Raw genomic sequence first — 17849 nt, forward strand, 5'->3', positions numbered from 1 at the left:
CGTGAAGACAGAAATTTTTTTAATAATAATTTGTGTTAGTCTAAAAACCAATAATAAAACGTACTTATTATATATTGATGCCATTTTAAGTACAAAATAAGGCTCGTTTTCTTATTTTTAAAAGGACATTTGTCACTTAAATTGGTATAGGCTAAAATATCATATATATTGCAAAAGAAAAAACAGTTCTGTTTTTATATATTTGCCTTATTGAAAAATCTATAAATCTATAAATGAACCTATTTAAGTTTCTTACCAGCAAAACATTTTTAAAACAAGTTTTATTAGCACTAGTGGCTATATTTATTTTGTGCTTTTTTATGCTTAAATGGTTGAAGGTTTCTACAAATCATGGTGATTTTGAAACTGTTCCCAATTTAACAGGTAAATCTATAAGTGTTGCAGATATTGAATTGAAAGAGAATAATTTGGTTATGCAAATTCAAGATTCAGCGAATTTTGATCCAAATTACCCTAAGTTTTCTGTTATAGAACAAGATCCACCAGCAGGAACAAAAGTTAAGGAGCATAGAAAAATATATTTAACGCTTAACCCATCGGGGTATATAAAAATTCAAGTCCCAAATTTAAAAGAACGTACCTTTAGGGAAGCAAAGCCCATGTTAGAGGCTTTAGGGTTTCAAGTAGGTAAAATAACTTACGAAAATAATATTGGTAAGGATCTTGTGCTTAAGATGCGTTATAAAGGGAAAACTATTAAAAAAGGAGATAAGCTGGCCAAAACCTCAAAAATAGATTTAGTTTTAGGTAATGGTAAAAGACCTTAAAATTAGATAGTTATTACTTAATTAATATCTGATTTTACAACAAATGGACGATTATACACCACAATTACCCGAAGAGGATAGCCTTTATGAGCATTACGCTTTTACTGTTGATAAGGGGCAAACACCTTTGCGTATAGATAAATATTTAATGAATTTTGTTGAAAATGCTACCAGAAACAAAATTCAAGCAGCAGCAAAAAATGGCAGTATTTTTGTTAATGATGACGCTGTAAAATCCAGTTATAAAGTAAAACCTTTAGATAGTATTCGCGTGCTATTTACCCATCCGCCACATGAGAATTTATTAGTAGGAGAAGATATTCCTATCGATGTGATTTATGAGGATGATGAACTGTTGGTGGTAAACAAACCTGCAGGTATGGTGGTGCATCCAGGTCATGGTAATTATTCGGGAACACTTATAAATGCTTTAATACATCGGTTTGATAATTTACCAAATAACTCTAGTGATCGCCCAGGATTGGTACACAGAATAGATAAAGATACCAGCGGACTTTTAGTGGTTGCTAAAACTGAAAAAGCCATGGCACATTTGTCGTTACAATTTGCTAAAAAAACCAGTGAGCGTGAGTATGTTGCTATTGTTTGGGGACATATAGAGGAAGAGGAAGGTACGATTGAAGGGAATATTGGTCGCCATCCCAAAAACCGATTACAAAACACGGTGTTTTTTGATGATGAAGCCGATAAAGGAAAACCAGCCGTAACACATTATAAGGTTTTAGAACGTTTGGGCTATGTTACTTTGGTGTCTTGTAAACTTGAAACAGGGCGTACGCATCAAATACGTGTGCATATGAAGCACATTGGGCATACGCTTTTTAATGATGAACGTTATGGTGGCGAAAAGATTTTAAAAGGAACTACCTTTACTAAATATAAACAGTTTGTAGATAATTGTTTTAAAGTATTACCACGGCAAGCATTACATGCCAAAACATTGGGGTTTAAACACCCTAAAACGGAAGAGTTTATGCGATTTGATACGCCAATTCCAGACGATATGCAACAGTGTATTGATAAATGGAAAACTTATTCTAAGCATCAAATGGAGTAGCCTTTTATAAGTACACTTAAACCTTATAATCTTAGGTTTCTATATTCCTTGGCCATTGATATAATTGTGCTGAATGTGGAGCTTCAAACGATTCAATAAATTTTTGCATGAAGATCCGTAAATCAATAAGAGCAGCATTACGAGGTTCTTTTGGATCATTTCCCCAAATTAATTCTGTTTCATTACCTGAAATAGGGAGATAAGGAATATATGGTGAAGAGAATACAAAAGTGAATAAGAAAGTTATCATTTCTCCAATAGTCCCTGTTTTTGGTAAATAGGTTAGTAAGTCTGTAGTAGACAACTCATCTGTAGGTAAAGGAATTTGAGTTCGTTGCAAACAAGGTGGCAAATTCGGTACAAAAGAAAGTACAGGATTGGCAGTAGTGTTTAAACGAGAAGCACCATGAGCTGTGAGTCTAAAAAGTAAACTATTTAATATGGTAATTAAATTTTCACGACTATCTGGGGTTGGTATTCCTGCTACATTTCCATCTTCAGGGTTTGAGGATGAAGCAATCCAAGCTTGCAGTTGTTTGTCTTCAACTACATCTGCATCGGTTGCCCAGGTTTGTTGCACAAAAACGGTAACATATTTCCCAACTGCATTAAAAACGGAGAGTAATTCACCTGCAATAGGAAATTGATCCCAATCTGTTTTATCTGAAAAATCACTCATTTTAATTCCGTTATTTTTAAGCGTAGTGCCAGGGTCATCTTGTAAAAAAGTTCGTCCTTTAGCAAAATCATCCGTCATTTTTAAAAACTGTTCGGCACTGCTTACAGAAGTAGGCGGCGCTATATTTTTCCAAAGTAATAACAGTGTATCATTAAAAGGAATGATAAATTCGCTATGTGGAGCCATAAATACTCGAAGGGGATGCGTTTCTTCTACATTATTGTTTAATGTCATTAATAGAGCTGCAGATACTATATGCCAATGATATACGTGTCCCATCCAAATTCCATATAAAGTAATAGATGTTTTGGCTGCGATTAATGCATACAACCAACTTCCATTTGTACAAACTCCAAAAGAATAGATTGTTGTATCATTTTCATTTGGATGCACTAATAATACAGCAATAGGTTGCAAAGATTTATCAGTATTTTGGGCTAATAAAGTTAAAGTCGCAGGAGTGTATCTAGGGCTACCTTTTACTTCACTAACAGGTAAAGAGGAATACATACGTAAATCGATGGCGTATAATAATCCATCTTGCTGTAGCTTTTCGATATCTGATGTCCATGCACTTCCAAAAGCCTTTTTGTAATCGCTTACCAGGGTAGCGCCTTCTACTTTTTTTAGAATTAGTAAGTTATAGGCAAAACCATGTTTTGCAATCGTTGGCCAAAAAGCTTTATTCGCAATATCTACATCCGTCATCGTTCCAATCATTTCTGGAAGGAATTTCTGAGCGTTATCATATACTCCATTAAAGGTTGTCCAAGACATTGTAAATTGTTCAGGATGTGTAAGAGAAAGTAAGGTAATAGGATCTTCGTTATTACTTGCTTTAAGGTGTTTGTTAGTACTTAATCTGCTTTTTAATTTAGAGGAAGTTAATTCTACTGAAACAACCGATTTTTCTAGATCGCTTTTAAGTGATTGGCGTGCATCTTCGGCAGCAACTTCAACGTTTTTACCTCTACCATATAGATACGAATATCCATTTTCGTCGTTTTCATCAATTTGATAAAAATTATTCAGTCCCCATTTAGCTTGTGTGGTAGCATTCGCCCTTAAACCTAATCTTAAGAGCGTTTTAGGAATTTCTTTAAGTTGAAATGGTACCGCAGGAATATTTACAAACCCCAGAAGGCGCAAAGGAAGCTTAGGAATGTGTGAACCATAATCTTTCCGACGTTTCAGAAAATAAAAGATTGCAATTATTAGAAGCGCTAGACCAACTAATAGTAAGATAATTTTTAAATTCATAGGTTTTATTTAACGATTAAAGAATCTCTTTATATTGTTGTTTCTATTTATGATAAAAGAGGGAAATAATTATTGTTAACTTATATATGTGATTGTTTTTTAATGAATTAAATTTGTTTCTAAACGAAGTTAGTTAATTTTTCTTACAAAATAAAAAAGAGTGCCCAGAAGTTTAGATTCTTTCTCGTTGAAACAGGTTTAAGATAAATAGGTAAGTTTTTATCTTTTAACATTAGTCCTTGAAGCAAACCCATAAAAACATCTTATTTGTATATAAATTTTATCATTTTAAATCATAAAAATGATAAGATCTCCTAGCTTATATTTGACCTATGAAGATTAAAGAGATAATCCTTTTTACAACAAACATTCAAAAACAAAAGCAGTTTTATCAAAACGTTTTAGAATTTGAATTGGTTTTAGATTCCGAGGAAAAAATCTCATTTAAAACAGGAACAAGTCTATTGTCTTTTCAGTATGATAAAAAAGCGGTTAATGCGTCTCATTTTGCACTTAATATCCCATCAAATCAAGAAGAAGATGCTTTGCTGTGGTTGCAAAAACGCGTGAAAATATTACCTGATGGTGACGATCTTATCTCTGATTTTACAAGTTGGAATGCTAAAGCCATTTATTTTTATGATGCCGATAAAAATATTGTAGAATTTATAGCAAGAAAGAATTTGAATATTAACAGTAGGGCTTCTTTTTCTTCGAAAGGTATTTTATCCATAAGTGAAATGGCGATAGCTACCACTAATATTGAAATGGTTTATAATTCAATAAACAACATGAAAAGTATTCCTGTTTTTGATGGTGATTTTACACGTTTTTGTGCTTTGGGAAATGATGAAGGACTATTTATTTTAATAAATAAAACTATAAAAAAATGGCATCCAACCCAAGAGGAGGCTTTTACTTCAAATTTTATTATTAAAGGTGATTATAACTTTAGTTTTGAGAATGGAGAAATAAAAGAATTATTGTAATTTAGTTATCTAAAAAAAAGTTTTAATGAAATTAGTCCTATCACCGGCAAAATCCCTTAATTTTGAAAGTCCATTGCCAACAACTGTAAATACCGAAGCACAGTTTTTACCCCAATCGAAACGTTTAAATAAATTGCTTAAAAGTAAATCTGCTAAAAGTTTATCGAAACTTATGAGCATTTCTGATGCTTTGGGGCAGTTAAATCATCAACGTAATCAAGATTGGCAATTGCCTTTTACTCCAGATAACGCCCGACCAGCAATTTATGCGTTTAGTGGTGATGTGTATAGGGGTTTGGATGCTTACAATATTCCAGAGGAAAAAATTGATACTTTACAAAATACGGTTCGTATTATTTCTGGTTTATATGGGCTATTAAAACCAACCGATTTAATACAGCCATACCGTTTGGAAATGGGAACGAAATTTCCTGTAGGGAAAAATAAGAACCTTTATGAGTTTTGGAAAAAAACAATAACCAATGCTTTAAATGAAGAATTAGAAGATGGTGAATTGTTTTTAAATCTTGCCAGTAACGAGTATTTTAAAGCGATAGATACTAAAGCACTAAAAGTCCCTGTGATTACGGCGCATTTTAAAGATTTTAAAAATGGTCAATATAAAATGATTATGACATTTGCTAAACAGGCTCGTGGTTTTATGACTCGTTATATTATTGATACCAATGCAGAAACTATTGACGCCATTAAAGGTTTTAATTACGAAGGGTATAATTTTAGTGAACCCATGTCTACAGAAACCGAATTAGTTTTTATCAGATAATTTTAAAGTTATCCTGTGGAGCATGAAAGTGCGACGTAAGAACCTGTTTCATTATTGTTTAAATAACGTATCAATTATAAATGTATTTTTACTTAATTATCGCACTGCAAGTATTTTGCTTATATCATCTTTATAAAAATAAAAACTCTTATTATTGGGCATTTTTAATATTCTTTATTCCTCTTTTAGGCTGTCTTATTTATTTAATTACTCAGGTTTATAATAAGCGTGATGCTGAGAAAATTACAAACGAGATCACAAACATCATAAATCCAACTAAAAAGATAAAAGATCTAGAAAAGCAACTTCAATTTTCAGAATCGTATCAAAATAGGGTGAATTTAGCGGATGCGTATTTAGAAATAAAAGATTATAACAATGCCATTCCTCATTATTTAGAAGCTTTAGGCGATAGTTCGCAAAGTGACTTTTATGTTACTAAACAATTAATAGAAGCATATTTTAATATTGAAGACTGTGAAAGCGTTATTATGTATGTTGAAAGAATAAAAGAGTATTCAGAATTTAAAAAATCAAGAACACAATTTTTATACGGATTAGCATTGGAAAGAGTTGGTAAGTTAGAAGAAGCCGAAGACAATTTAAAACAAATAGATATTCGCTATTCTTTTTACGATGAGCGTTTAATATATGCCAAGTTTTTATTAAGCCGTGATAAAAAAGACGAAGCTAAAGAAGTGTTGGAGGATGTATTTACAGAATCTCAGCACATGACGAAACCGAATAAAAGGATTTATAGAGTAACTATATTGGAAGTAGAAAAACTTTTGGCTGGGTTTTAATGTTTTTGCATGTATCATATTCTTTCATTGCTAACATTTAAATAAGCGGACAAATGTATTTGCGATAAACTCTCCAACAGAAGTTTCATCTATGGAAAATTAACCTAATGGAATTAAAATTGAAAAGATTCCTACCTTCGTGGGAATGAATATGTTTAAACACACACATCCATACAAACCATTCATACAAAACGACACTAAAAAGTTAATAGTCGGGACGTTACCACCACCGCGGTTTACAACGGGAGAACTTTTAGAAAAGGACGTTGATTTTTGTTACGGGAGTTATTACAACTCATTATGGTTATTTATTGATAAAATTCACAATTTAAATTTACGTTACGACAATTCGCAAGAAGCCATAGAACAACGTAAGCAGTTTTTAATTAAAAACAAGATTGGTGTTTGTGATATAGTTGAAAGTGCAGAACGTGAAAAAGTGGACGCCTCCGATTTAGGTATGCAAAACATAAAGCTTCGAGATGTTATTGGCTATTTAAAACAGTATCCAACTATAGATACCTTATTGTTTACTGGTGGAAATAGTAAAAACGGACCAGAATACTTTTTTAGAAAACATATAAGAGATTATAATATAAAACTAGAATTGGTTTCAAACGAAGTTCCTCGGATTCATCAGTTTGTGATCCCGAACGAAACACCAGAATCTATTGAACCGAAACGAACTATCAAGACAGTATCTTTAACTTCAGGATCTGGTGCTGCTAATATTTCAATAAGCAGAATCCCTTTATACAAACAATTAAAAGCTAAAAACCCTAAATTCAATACGTTTGATTTTAGGGTGATGCAGTATCGTGAGTTTTTCTAAAGGGGCTTAGTTTTAACTTGAAATAGCGTTAGTTCTGTTTGAAATCCAACATATCATCAATAGTATTAGCTGTTACCGAATGATAATTTGACCTTGCTTTACTATAAATGGCTAATGCGGCATCCGTTTTTTCATTCCTTTTAAAAGCTTTGTAAATGGTAGAAACATACCAACGTCTGCCAACTGTCATTAAGAAATCTTCAATTTTAGCATCAATATTATTCCCGTGATAATCATGATTAATAGCTTGCTCATACCAAACCATAGCAATGTATGAATTGTTTGAATTGGTTAAATTGAAAGCATTATCAATCATCGTTAAATGCTCGGTTTTAATATCATTAGGGAAGTTTCTAACAAAGTGTACCCATTCTTGAGTGGTCCAATCTTTAGTAAGTGTTTTATCAACGGTATTCGTTATAACAAACTGTTGAATTGTTTTTTCTACGGTTTCGAATTTATCAGAAGAAATTATAGACTGATTATCTGGGATCCCTGCTGTATAAATCCATTCGTTTGTATTGAATGTTATGCTGTATTTTTCTAATAAGTTTTCATTTAAAAAAGTAACGAATTTTTCGGTATTGATTGTTGAAAAGGCATGCTTTTGAAAATAGCTTTTTAAGAAGGTATCGAACTTTTCACGACCAACAGTTTCTTCTAAAGTTCTTAAAAAGAGATAGCCTTTATCATAGGCAATACTATTCATCCCATCATCGGGGTTACGGCCTTTTAAATTTAGTTTTAGTTTTGTATTTTCTGGAGCATCTTTAAAGCCTTCCATTTCTTCTTCTAAATCTTGTCTTCCAATACGTGCTAGCATATTGGCTCTGTCTTTACCGTAAAGGGCTTCCATAATACGCATTTCAAAGTATACTGTAAATCCTTCGTTGAGCCAAAAATCATCCCAGGTAGCATTGGTTACCAAATTCCCAGACCAGGAGTGTGCTAATTCGTGAGCAATAAGCGATGTTAAACTTTTATCGCCTGCAATTACAGTAGGTGTCGCAAAGGTTAACCGCGGATTTTCCATGCCACCAAAAGGGAAACTTGGAGGTAAAACAATCACGTCGAATTGTTCCCAGGCATAGGTTCCGTATAAAGTTTCGGCAGAAGCCACCATGTTTTCCATATCTGAAAACTCATAATGCGCTTTTTCTACCATAGATTTTTCGGCATAAATCCCTGTTCGATTACTAATGGCTTTATATTCAATATCTCCAACAGCAAGCGCAATGAGATAAGGAGAAATAGGTTGTGCCATTTTAAAGGTATAATGACCATCTGGTGTTTTTGTTTTTGGATTTTCGGCACTCATTACTGCCATTAATTGAGATGGTACTTTTACTTTGGCGTTGTAAGTAATTCTAATTTGCGGACTGTCTTGAATAGGAATCCAGGTTCGTGTTAGAATAGCTTGTCCTTGAGTGAATAAAAAAGGCTGATTTTTATCTGCTGTTTGCTGAGGTTTTAACCATTGTAAAGCTTCTGTTTTATGAGTGGTTTTATAAAAAACAGTGATACGTTTGGTATTCTGTTTGATATCGATTTTTAAAGGATTCCCTAACTGCTCATTAAAATCCCCTAAAGTAAATGTCGTGTCTTTACCATCTGCTTGTACTTTATCAATAGTTAAAAATTTGGCGTCGAGAATAATTTGTGATGCCTCATTATTTTTAATTAAATAGGACGCTTTACCATGTATAATTTCATTATCAAAATCTACATTAATATCTAAATCCAGATGTGTAATAGCAGCATCGTTTGGTTGGGAAAAAGAATGAGGTTCTTCAATATAACTAGGCATAGTTGTATTTTGTTTTTTGGAACAACTTGATATTGAGATAATTAAATATCCTAGCAGTAATGCGATTTTTTTCATATTAAATTTTAGTGTTTTAAGCTTAGAACGAAGTTAGTCGTTTTTCCTTTAAAATCAATAATTAAAAGTTCGTGTAGAAAATTAGCTGTACATTTGCGCCTTAATTAAGGAGGTGGTGTTTAGTTTATAAATTGTCATCTCGCATACCCAGTAAAGGGATTCAAACAACTTATATGTCATTTAACTCATTAGGCCTATCTCAAGCCTTACTAAAAGCGATTAGTAAAAAAGGATACACTACACCATCACCAATACAACAAAAAGCAATTCCACCCATTTTAGAAGGAAAAGATGTTTTAGCATCTGCCCAAACGGGAACTGGAAAAACGGCTGGTTTTACATTACCACTTTTGCATTTTCTTTCTGAAAATCCGAAAGAAAAATACAGACCGATACGCGCTTTAATTTTAACTCCAACAAGGGAATTAGCAGCGCAAGTGTACGCTAATGTTAAAGAGTACAGTGAGTTTTTAAACTTACGAAGTGCTGTGATTTTTGGCGGTGTAAACCAAAAACCACAGGCGGCTACTATACGTCAGGGCATTGATATTTTAGTGGCTACTCCAGGACGCTTATTAGATTTAGAAAACCAAGGTTTGTTATCTTTAAAAAGAATTGAAATTTTTGTTTTAGATGAAGCGGATCGTATGTTAGACATGGGGTTTTTACGTGATATTGAACGTGTTATAAAAAAAATGCCAGAGAGAAGACAAAATTTAATGTTTTCGGCAACGTTTTCAAAAGATATAAAGAAGTTGGCACATGGTATTTTACACCATCCTGTGCAAGTGGAAGCAACACCAGAGAACACCACTGTTGATGCTATTAGCCAGAAGGTTTATCGTGTTGCCAAAGGGTTAAAAACAAGCTTGATTATTAAATTAATTTCTGATGGTAATTGGAAACAGGTGCTTGTTTTTACCCGTACTAAACATGGCGCAAATAAGCTTTGTAAAAAGATGATAAGCGCCAATATTAGTGCAGCCGCTATACACGGAAATAAAAGTCAAGGAGCCAGAACAAAAGCATTAGCAGGTTTTAAAAATGGAAGTATTCGTGTTTTAGTAGCAACCGATATTGCGGCACGAGGATTGGACATTCCGTTGTTACCACATGTTATAAATTTTGAGTTGCCTAATATTTCTGAGGATTATGTGCACAGAATAGGTCGAACAGGTAGAGCAGGAGCTAAGGGGGAAGCCTTGTCGTTAGTTAGTGCTGATGAAACGACATATTTACGAGGTATTGAAAAACTGATTGATATGAAGCTTCCTGTAGAAATTATTGAAGGATTTGAGCCCGATCCTAATGCTTCTACAGTTCCAGAAAAAAAGCAGCAACGTGGTGGTGGAAACAGGTCTAGAGGTCATTCTGGTTCTGGAAAATCAAAATCTGGTGGACAAAAAAGTAATCATTCCAGACGCCCAAAAAGAAGTAGAGACAGACGTAATAATGATAGAAGAAATTAGATAGCATGCAGAAAATTCTAAAAGATAAAATTATTGAAGTTTGCGATAAAAAAATAAAGGAGAAAGGCACTAATGTTGGTTTGTCTTTTTATGCTTTTTTTGCCAATAAAAATGATAATCCAGAGTTGCTTATGGAAGCAGCCACTTGGTGGATTATGGAACATAAGCTGGATCATTTTGAAAAAGCTGTAAAAATTAAGAGTTTAGTGAATAATTTAAAATAAAGGTCTCAACTGCGCTCGACCTGACACTGAGAATGAAACAACCCAATAATCCATTACATGGCATAAAGCTAGAACAAATTATTAATGATTTGGTTTCACATTATGGTTGGGAATATATGGGATATAATATAAATATTAGATGTTTTACAGATAACCCTTCTGTAAAATCGAGCTTAAAGTTTTTACGTAGAACACCTTGGGCAAGAACAAAGGTTGAAGCTATGTATTTAAAAATGTTGCAAAATAGCAGAGCTAAATAGTAGAAAAGAAAGGTTTAAGTATTTACTTGAACCTTTCTTTTTCTCTTGATAAATTAATTACGTATCTATATGCTAATATTTAGTGAGAAACAATAATCATTTTAGAAATATTCTGATGATTTTCACTTGATAAATTTATAATATAAGTTCCGTTAGAAATTAACGATGTATCTATTTCTAAGCTAGTAGAATTAATTGTTTTTTTAAGAATCGATCTACCATCCAAACTATAAATTTGCATATCATTAATTATATTTTTTGAGTTTTTAACATATAATATATTTTTAGCAGGCATCGGGTAAAGAACGATACTGTTATTTAAATCTGCTTCATCTGCAGATAAACTATCAGAACCATAAAATTCTATTTCGGTAATGGCAGTCCAAGCACTTTCTCTGTTATCACCAGCACTATTAAATCTTCCATAGCCTATTAATTTTACGTAACGTGCATCTACATCTACTAAATATTGATTAAAATCTGTTGTATTAGTTGCAGTAAATAATAAATCTCCAGAAGTTGGTAGAATCTTTGTTGTAAAATCTGAAGGATCGGTTCCTGTAGTAGATACCCAAATTTGAATACCAAAAGCATCCGATTTATTAGTGGTGTTAAATTGAATCATATTAAGATGATGTGTGCTTCCTAAATCGTAAATAACATATTCCCCATCACCTTTATAATCTGAAGGCAGAACAGCCCCATCATCCGCTGTCCACTCTGTATCCATGTCTTTATCTAATGACTTAATTGCTAACTCATCTTTTGAACTATTTTCTTTTGAAAACGAGTGCACAGTTACCTTATCTGTGGGCAAGCCTGTCCCTGTATTTATAAGATCGTACAAATCTGTTAAATTTACACCGTTTTGTGTTACATTTAAGACTCTTTCAATATCGTCTCCTCCTGGATCCTGTGTAAAAGTTACCGTACCAGCTCTAGCATTAATATCTGTATTTTCTGTAACAGTAACAGAAACTGTTTCATTACCAGTTCCTGAGTTGATATTAATAGTTATCCAGGTATCACTAGACGCAGCAGTCCAACTTACATTGGCATTAACTGTAACGTCATAACTTGCAGCTTCTGGAGAAAGCGGTGTAAGACTACTTATCGTTAAAGACTCAATGACTTCAATGGTACAATCACCACCAATTATATTATCACCTGCATAATCTAAAAAACAAGCACCAATTCCGTAACCAACCATAGCATCAGTTGTTGGTTCATAACTACCCATAACAGCACCTTTATCATCAGAACCAGTTCCTGAAAAAGTAAAGATTTCACCATCTGCAGTGGCCGTAATTCCTGCTTCTACAGAAAAACCTGTAGTTGTTGCTCCTAAGGAAGTTCCTGTATAAACGTTGCCAGTATAAGTTAACGCCGTACCAAGATTATCAAATGCACTTGCGCTATCTCCCGAAATGACATCTGTTAAATTTGGATCACTTGCAGCAAAATAAATTAAGTTATTAGATACTGTGCCAGTAGGATCTTCTGAACCTTTATCCTCATTATAAAATAATGGCGCATTAGTATTTATAATGGTATTATTGGAAAGATTTATGTTTTTAGATTCTTGGTATCCACTTGAAACATCGTCACTACTACAAGAAACATCAGCATCTTCACTTCCTCCCATAAATGTTATACCATTATTCCACTTGGCATTACTAGCAACGGTGATACAATCTTGAATATAATTATTAGTAATTGTGTGTTCACTATCTGTAATTCTAATACCTCCTGTACCATCAATATCTTCCCCTAAAAAATAATTTCCATCAACGGTAGCGAAAGAACCATGTCGAAGCACCAAAGATCCTCTACATCTTCTAAAAGTGTTATTGGTATACGTATTGCCTTTACTTTTATTAGTTATAATTTCATTTTCTCCATCAGACTGAACAAAATAGTTATTACTAACCGTTGCATTACTGTTTACCATTTGGTATGAACTAGTACCTATACGAATAGTTTCACTATCTCCAGAATTTGAATACGGGTCACCGTTGGCTTTGGTATATGGGTACAATTCTGTGATTTTTTCATAATTATAAAAATAATTGTTCGCTATGGTATGACCAACTATAGCGCAACTATTGTTTATTTGTGGTTCGCCATCTGGGACAATAGGAAATGCATTATAAGAATACTCCCCAAGAATAATAGCACCAGCACTTTTTTTATTCATGAAAGAACAATTAATAACAGTATTGTAAGTTCCATATAATACAATCCATCTGTGCTTAGGAATTTGCTCATTTGCTAAATCATCAGTTAATTCATCTGGTTCAATTCCTAGTCCATCAATGGCACAATTTTGAATGGTACTATGGTGTGCATAATTCTCACCATTTCTAAACTCAATAAAATTGCTGGCTCCGTAACCACCTTTCCAATGAAAACCATCAACAACTAAATATTCACCTGTTGCAATTTTGTCTTCTGTATCATCATCTGTTTCGCCACCAATTGTTAATCGTGGCCCTCCTGTAAAAATAACACCTCCAGGTGTTTCTGCTCTAAAAATTACTGGATTATCTGCTGTACCAGAACCAAGAAATATTATACGTTCATCAGTCGTGTAAGTACCATTTTTTAATATAATAACATCTCCAGGTTCATATATCACATCTTTTAGAGATTCAGGGTCAGTAATATTATAAGTAGTTTGTCCTATTACAGTAATAGAAAATAATAATAATAAATGAAAGAGAATTTTATTCATAATGTTAGTTTAAAGATTAATTTAGTTTTATTGGTAAACCAAACTGGTTATCCAATTTAGGTGATTAAAAATAGTTTATAAACCAACTTATTCGATAAAAAAACAGTTGAAACGTAATTTTAATAGATTAGGTGTAAGGCCTTAATTTGTTTAATAATGTTCCTGAATAAGAATATATTACGTGTCAGACCTATAAATTTAGAATTGCTCCCAAAGCTGATCTATAAATTGGTTAACCAATTTATAGGTGTAAATATACTATATTATTGTTGAAGAACTAAACGTTATGTTTTGTTATAGAGTTTATTGTAGATGTCTTAAGCCTTCATATACAACAATGCTTACTGCATTTGCTATATTCAAACTTCTAACATGTTCACTATATAGAGGTATTTTATATGTTTTTTCGGTATGAGTTTCAATAATAGACTTTGGAAGACCAACAGATTCTTTTCCGAAAATTAAAAATAGATCATCTTCAAAAGGAATCTCCCAATGATCTTTAGTTCCATGACTGGAGAGAAAAGCCATGTTTTTGTCTTTATTTTTTATGAAAAAATCATCGACATTATCATAATAAGTAACAGATAAATGTTGCCAATAGTCTAACCCAGCACGTTTTAATCGTGTATCATCAATCTTAAAACCAAAAGGTTTTACTAAGTGTAAATGTGACCCAGATGCTAGTGTCAACCGACCAATATTACCTGTGTTGTTGGGGATTTCGGGTTCTATTAATACAATGTTTAAAGCCATAGTTTAGTAGTTCGATAAAGGCTTTCCGATCTCATCAATTTCATCAAAATCATTGTTAACTTTAGGGTTAGGTCCGTACTGGTTTGAATTAGCGTTACCATCAGTACACATTAAAATTAGATACCAAATTCTTCCAATTAAAGGGATTAGATTCACAAAGAAATAACCGCCACTTTTTCCAGTATCGTGCAACCTCCTTATGTTAACAGCCAGCCAAGGAATAAGAGTTCCTAACAAATATATGCCTACAACGATACCAAACAATTGGGTTTCAAATAAGTCTTCTGTTACAGCCGACATAAAGCCAAGTGAAATAAATATAACAAATTGGAACAAAATAAATATCCAATATTCTTGTCGTCTTGCTCTACCAGAAAAATTAGCATAGTTATCAATTAAAACAGTTAGGTACCATTTTAAAAAACCATGTCTTTCTACTTTAGTTTTAATCATTATTTAATACAGAATTTACAAATTTATCTAAAGTGTTTATGCCTTGATTTGTAACATGTTTTACAAATGCGCTTCCAATAATAGCTCCTTTAGCATATTGTGTTGCTTGTGTGAACGTTTGATTATTACTGATGCCAAATCCAATAATTTGTGGATTATTTAGGTTCATGTTACCTATACGTTCAAAATACTTAGTTTGCTCTTCTCCAAAACCAACTTTAGCACCAGTCGTACTTGCACTACTAACCATATAAATAAAGCCGTTAGAAATAGAGTCTATATAACGAATACGTTCATCACTGGTCTGCGGTGTAATTAAGAACACATTTATTAAACCATATTTTTCAAAAATGGCTTGGTATTTTTCATGATACACATCTACAGGCAAATCGGGTATTATTAAACCATCAATACCAATTTCCTGACATTTTTTACAAAAAGCTTCAACACCATATTGAAACATCGGATTAAAATAACCCATTATGATTAAAGGGATTTGAACCGATTGTCTGATATCTTTTAATTGATTAAAAAGAACTTCGCTTGTCATGCCATTTTTTAAAGCTTGTGTAGAACTTGCTTGAATGGTTGGACCATCTGCTAAAGGGTCGCTAAATGGTAACCCTATTTCGATCATATCTATACCATTTTTTTCTAAATCTTGGATGATAGAAACAGTATCGTTAATATTTGGGTAACCTGCTGTGAAGTATATAGAGAGTAACTTCTTATCTTCTTTTAGTTTTTTATTTATTCTGTTCATTGTTAATGAATAGTTTTTTTTATTTCTGCGAAGGCGGAAATCTGTTTAATGCTTATTTTAAATATATTCAGAAAGATCTTTCCAATCTGGGTTAAGACTGTTTATTAGATTGATTTTCCATGCGCGATTCCATTTTTTATTCATGAGATTTCCGTCTTCACGGAAATGAAAAAAATCATAAATTAAAATAATTTATGTATGTATTTAAATCCTTATCCCCACGACCAGATAAACTCATCACGACAATATCATCAGGTTTAAAAGTTTTTTGTTCGAAAATAGCCAGCGCATGAGAACTTTCTATAGCAGGAATAATGCCTTCTAATTCGCATAACTTTAATCCAGCTTTCATAGCATCGTCATCTGTGATTGCCATAAATTCTGCGCGTCCTGTTTTGCATAAATGAGCATGCATAGGACCAACACCAGGGTAATCTAACCCTGCCGAAATAGAGTAAGGTTCTGTTATTTGCCCATCGTTGGTTTGCATTAATAAGGTTTTGCAACCATGAATAATACCTTCTTTTCCTAAAACAGATGTTGCTGCACTTTCGCCAGAATCAACTCCTAAACCTGCAGCTTCTACGGCAATGATATTAACATCGTCTTCATGCAAATAATGATAATAAGTGCCAGCGGCATTACTGCCTCCACCAATACAGGCCACCACGTAATCGGGGTTTTCTCTTCCTTCGTGCTCTTTTAATTGCCATTTAATTTCTTCTGAAATAACGGATTGAAATTTGGTTACCATATCTGGATAGGGGTGAGGCCCGATGGCAGAACCTATAATATAATGCGTATTTACAGGATTATTAATCCAATCTCGAATGGCTTCGTTGGTGGCGTCTTTTAAAGTGCGGCTTCCTGAAAGAGCAGGGACTACGGTAGCTCCTAACATTTTCATCCTGGCAACGTTTGGAGCTTGTCGCGCGATATCAATTTCACCCATGTAGACAATACACTCCAATCCCATTAAAGCACAAACGGTGGCGGTAGCAACGCCATGTTGTCCTGCTCCTGTTTCTGCGATAATTCTGTGTTTTCCTAAACGTTTAGCCATTAATATTTGACCAATAGTATTATTTATTTTATGTGCTCCCGTATGGTTGAGGTCTTCACGTTTTAAATAAATTTTGGTGTTATATTTTTCTGAAAGGCGTTTAGCAAAGTAGAGTGGAGAAGGACGTCCTACATAATCTTTTAAAAGTTGATCAAACTCCTTTTGAAACTCAGGTTCTGCCATCACTTTAAGATAGTTTTGGCGTAACTCTTCTACATTTGGATATAACATTTCAGGAATATATGCGCCTCCAAATTCGCCATAATATCCTTTTTCGTTTACGTTATAATTCATTTTATTCTTTTATATTTTTTGCTATGCTGAACGGGAGTCATGATGAGGTATCTTTTAATGAGATGCTTTACCATGTTCAGAATGACAAATTTTTTCAAATTCTTTTAATTTTTCAATATGTTTTAATCCAGGTTCTATTTCAAATTTGCTATTTACATCAATGGCATAACAATATTTTGAAGCTTTACTTTTTGTGAATGCTTTAATTTTTTCAATTTCATCAATACCAATACCACCGCTTAAAAAGAAGGGTTTTGTTGAGGGGTAATTGTTTAAAACATTCCAATCGAATGTATAGCCATTACCTCCTGGTAATTCTCCTTTTGTGTCGAACAAATAATAATCGCAAGCGTTTTCGTAAGATTTTAAAACCTCAAAATTGAATTCGTTTTTTATCGAAAATACTTTGATGACTTCTACATGTCGTAAAGCGTTACAATATTCAGGAGATTCTTTTCCATGAAGTTGTACTACTTGTAGTTGATGCGTGTTTATTTGTGAAATAACATCTTCTAAATTTTCGTCTACAAAGACACCAACTTTTTTAATTGAAGCTGGTAATTCTGGAATACTAGTGTTAAAATGCCTTGCAGATTTTTTATAAAATATAAATCCGAGATAATCGGGTTGCAAACTGGCAACTTGAGTTATGTTTTCTTCATATTTCATTCCGCAAACTTTGAGCCTCATTCGAGCCCTTTCTGAAGGAGCAGAGGCTTTGTTTGTGTTTGATATGTT

The 17849-nt window shown here is 33.1% G+C and carries 17 protein-coding genes; 9 read left to right on the plus strand and 8 right to left on the minus strand.

Annotated features, from left to right (window positions below; all coding sequences use genetic code 11):
• Nucleotides 1-233 precede the first annotated feature (233 nt).
• Together Q4Q40_RS04240 and Q4Q40_RS04245 are read left to right on the plus strand one after the other, a co-directional pair.
• On the plus strand, nt 234-788 hold the full coding sequence (locus tag Q4Q40_RS04240) for a PASTA domain-containing protein (RefSeq protein ID WP_303300471.1): 555 nt from the start codon (nt 234-236) through the stop codon (nt 786-788).
• A gap of 43 nt (nt 789-831) precedes the next feature.
• Entirely contained in the window at nt 832-1866 is a 1035-nt protein-coding gene (locus tag Q4Q40_RS04245) for an RluA family pseudouridine synthase (protein ID WP_303300472.1), read from the plus strand.
• Nucleotides 1867-1897: 31 nt separating this feature from the next.
• On the opposite strand, the gene Q4Q40_RS04250 is transcribed toward Q4Q40_RS04245, so the two are convergent.
• On the minus strand, nt 1898-3805 hold the full coding sequence (locus tag Q4Q40_RS04250) for a lipoxygenase family protein (protein ID WP_303300473.1): 1908 nt from the start codon (nt 3803-3805) through the stop codon (nt 1898-1900).
• A gap of 332 nt (nt 3806-4137) precedes the next feature.
• On the opposite strand from Q4Q40_RS04250, the gene Q4Q40_RS04255 reads away from it, so the two are divergent.
• From Q4Q40_RS04255 to Q4Q40_RS04270, 4 genes are all read left to right on the plus strand, one after another.
• The gene (locus Q4Q40_RS04255) at nt 4138-4794 is read left to right on the plus strand and encodes a VOC family protein (protein ID WP_303300474.1); all 657 of its coding nucleotides are present in this window, start codon (nt 4138-4140) and stop codon (nt 4792-4794) included.
• A 25-nt stretch (nt 4795-4819) separates the two neighbouring features.
• Nucleotides 4820-5578: a peroxide stress protein YaaA gene (gene yaaA / locus Q4Q40_RS04260; RefSeq protein WP_303300475.1), complete on the plus strand. Its 759-nt coding sequence runs from the start codon at nt 4820-4822 to the stop codon at nt 5576-5578.
• A gap of 80 nt (nt 5579-5658) precedes the next feature.
• On the plus strand, nt 5659-6381 hold the full coding sequence (locus Q4Q40_RS04265; RefSeq protein ID WP_303300476.1) for a hypothetical protein: 723 nt from the start codon (nt 5659-5661) through the stop codon (nt 6379-6381).
• A gap of 151 nt (nt 6382-6532) precedes the next feature.
• Nucleotides 6533-7213 (plus strand): uracil-DNA glycosylase family protein, encoded by a 681-nt coding sequence (locus Q4Q40_RS04270; protein WP_303300477.1) that lies wholly within the window; start codon nt 6533-6535, stop codon nt 7211-7213.
• Nucleotides 7214-7241: 28 nt separating this feature from the next.
• Here Q4Q40_RS04270 and Q4Q40_RS04275 read toward each other — a convergent pair whose 3' ends face one another.
• Complete coding sequence (locus tag Q4Q40_RS04275; protein WP_303300478.1) at nt 7242-9095, minus strand: M1 family metallopeptidase; 1854 nt, start codon at nt 9093-9095, stop codon at nt 7242-7244.
• Nucleotides 9096-9268: 173 nt separating this feature from the next.
• Between Q4Q40_RS04275 and Q4Q40_RS04280 the strand changes: the two genes are divergently transcribed.
• From Q4Q40_RS04280 to Q4Q40_RS04290, 3 genes are read left to right on the plus strand one after another with little or no spacing between them, the layout of a single operon-like run.
• Nucleotides 9269-10564, plus strand: a complete 1296-nt coding sequence (locus Q4Q40_RS04280; protein WP_303300479.1) for a DEAD/DEAH box helicase — start codon at nt 9269-9271, stop codon at nt 10562-10564.
• A 5-nt stretch (nt 10565-10569) separates the two neighbouring features.
• A complete protein-coding gene (locus tag Q4Q40_RS04285) occupies nt 10570-10788 on the plus strand; it encodes a DUF6500 family protein (RefSeq protein WP_303300480.1) in 219 nt (72 codons plus the stop codon).
• Nucleotides 10789-10820: 32 nt separating this feature from the next.
• Nucleotides 10821-11048, plus strand: a complete 228-nt coding sequence (locus Q4Q40_RS04290) for a VF530 family protein (RefSeq protein WP_303276709.1) — start codon at nt 10821-10823, stop codon at nt 11046-11048.
• A 79-nt stretch (nt 11049-11127) separates the two neighbouring features.
• Here the strand turns inward: Q4Q40_RS04290 and Q4Q40_RS04295 are convergent, their stop codons facing one another.
• The 6 genes from Q4Q40_RS04295 to Q4Q40_RS04320 form a co-directional block, all read right to left on the minus strand.
• The gene (locus Q4Q40_RS04295; RefSeq protein ID WP_303300481.1) at nt 11128-13782 is read right to left on the minus strand and encodes a chondroitinase-B domain-containing protein; all 2655 of its coding nucleotides are present in this window, start codon (nt 13780-13782) and stop codon (nt 11128-11130) included.
• A 303-nt stretch (nt 13783-14085) separates the two neighbouring features.
• The gene (locus Q4Q40_RS04300) at nt 14086-14538 is read right to left on the minus strand and encodes a tRNA (cytidine(34)-2'-O)-methyltransferase (protein WP_303300482.1); all 453 of its coding nucleotides are present in this window, start codon (nt 14536-14538) and stop codon (nt 14086-14088) included.
• Nucleotides 14539-14541: 3 nt separating this feature from the next.
• Nucleotides 14542-14991 carry a DUF805 domain-containing protein gene (locus Q4Q40_RS04305; RefSeq protein ID WP_303300483.1) on the minus strand — a complete coding sequence of 150 codons (450 nt, stop codon included), beginning with the start codon at nt 14989-14991 and terminating at the stop codon, nt 14542-14544.
• Complete coding sequence (trpA, locus tag Q4Q40_RS04310) at nt 14984-15754, minus strand: tryptophan synthase subunit alpha (protein ID WP_303300484.1); 771 nt, start codon at nt 15752-15754, stop codon at nt 14984-14986. Before trpA ends, Q4Q40_RS04305 begins: the two co-directional genes overlap by 8 nt.
• A gap of 175 nt (nt 15755-15929) precedes the next feature.
• A complete protein-coding gene (gene trpB / locus Q4Q40_RS04315) occupies nt 15930-17111 on the minus strand; it encodes a tryptophan synthase subunit beta (RefSeq protein WP_303300485.1) in 1182 nt (393 codons plus the stop codon).
• A 54-nt stretch (nt 17112-17165) separates the two neighbouring features.
• Nucleotides 17166-17801, minus strand: a complete 636-nt coding sequence (locus Q4Q40_RS04320; protein WP_303300712.1) for a phosphoribosylanthranilate isomerase — start codon at nt 17799-17801, stop codon at nt 17166-17168.
• Nucleotides 17802-17849 lie beyond the last annotated feature (48 nt).

Origin of the sequence: Flavivirga jejuensis, from assembly GCF_030540765.1 — a bacterium.
GTDB lineage: Bacteria > Bacteroidota > Bacteroidia > Flavobacteriales > Flavobacteriaceae > Flavivirga > Flavivirga jejuensis.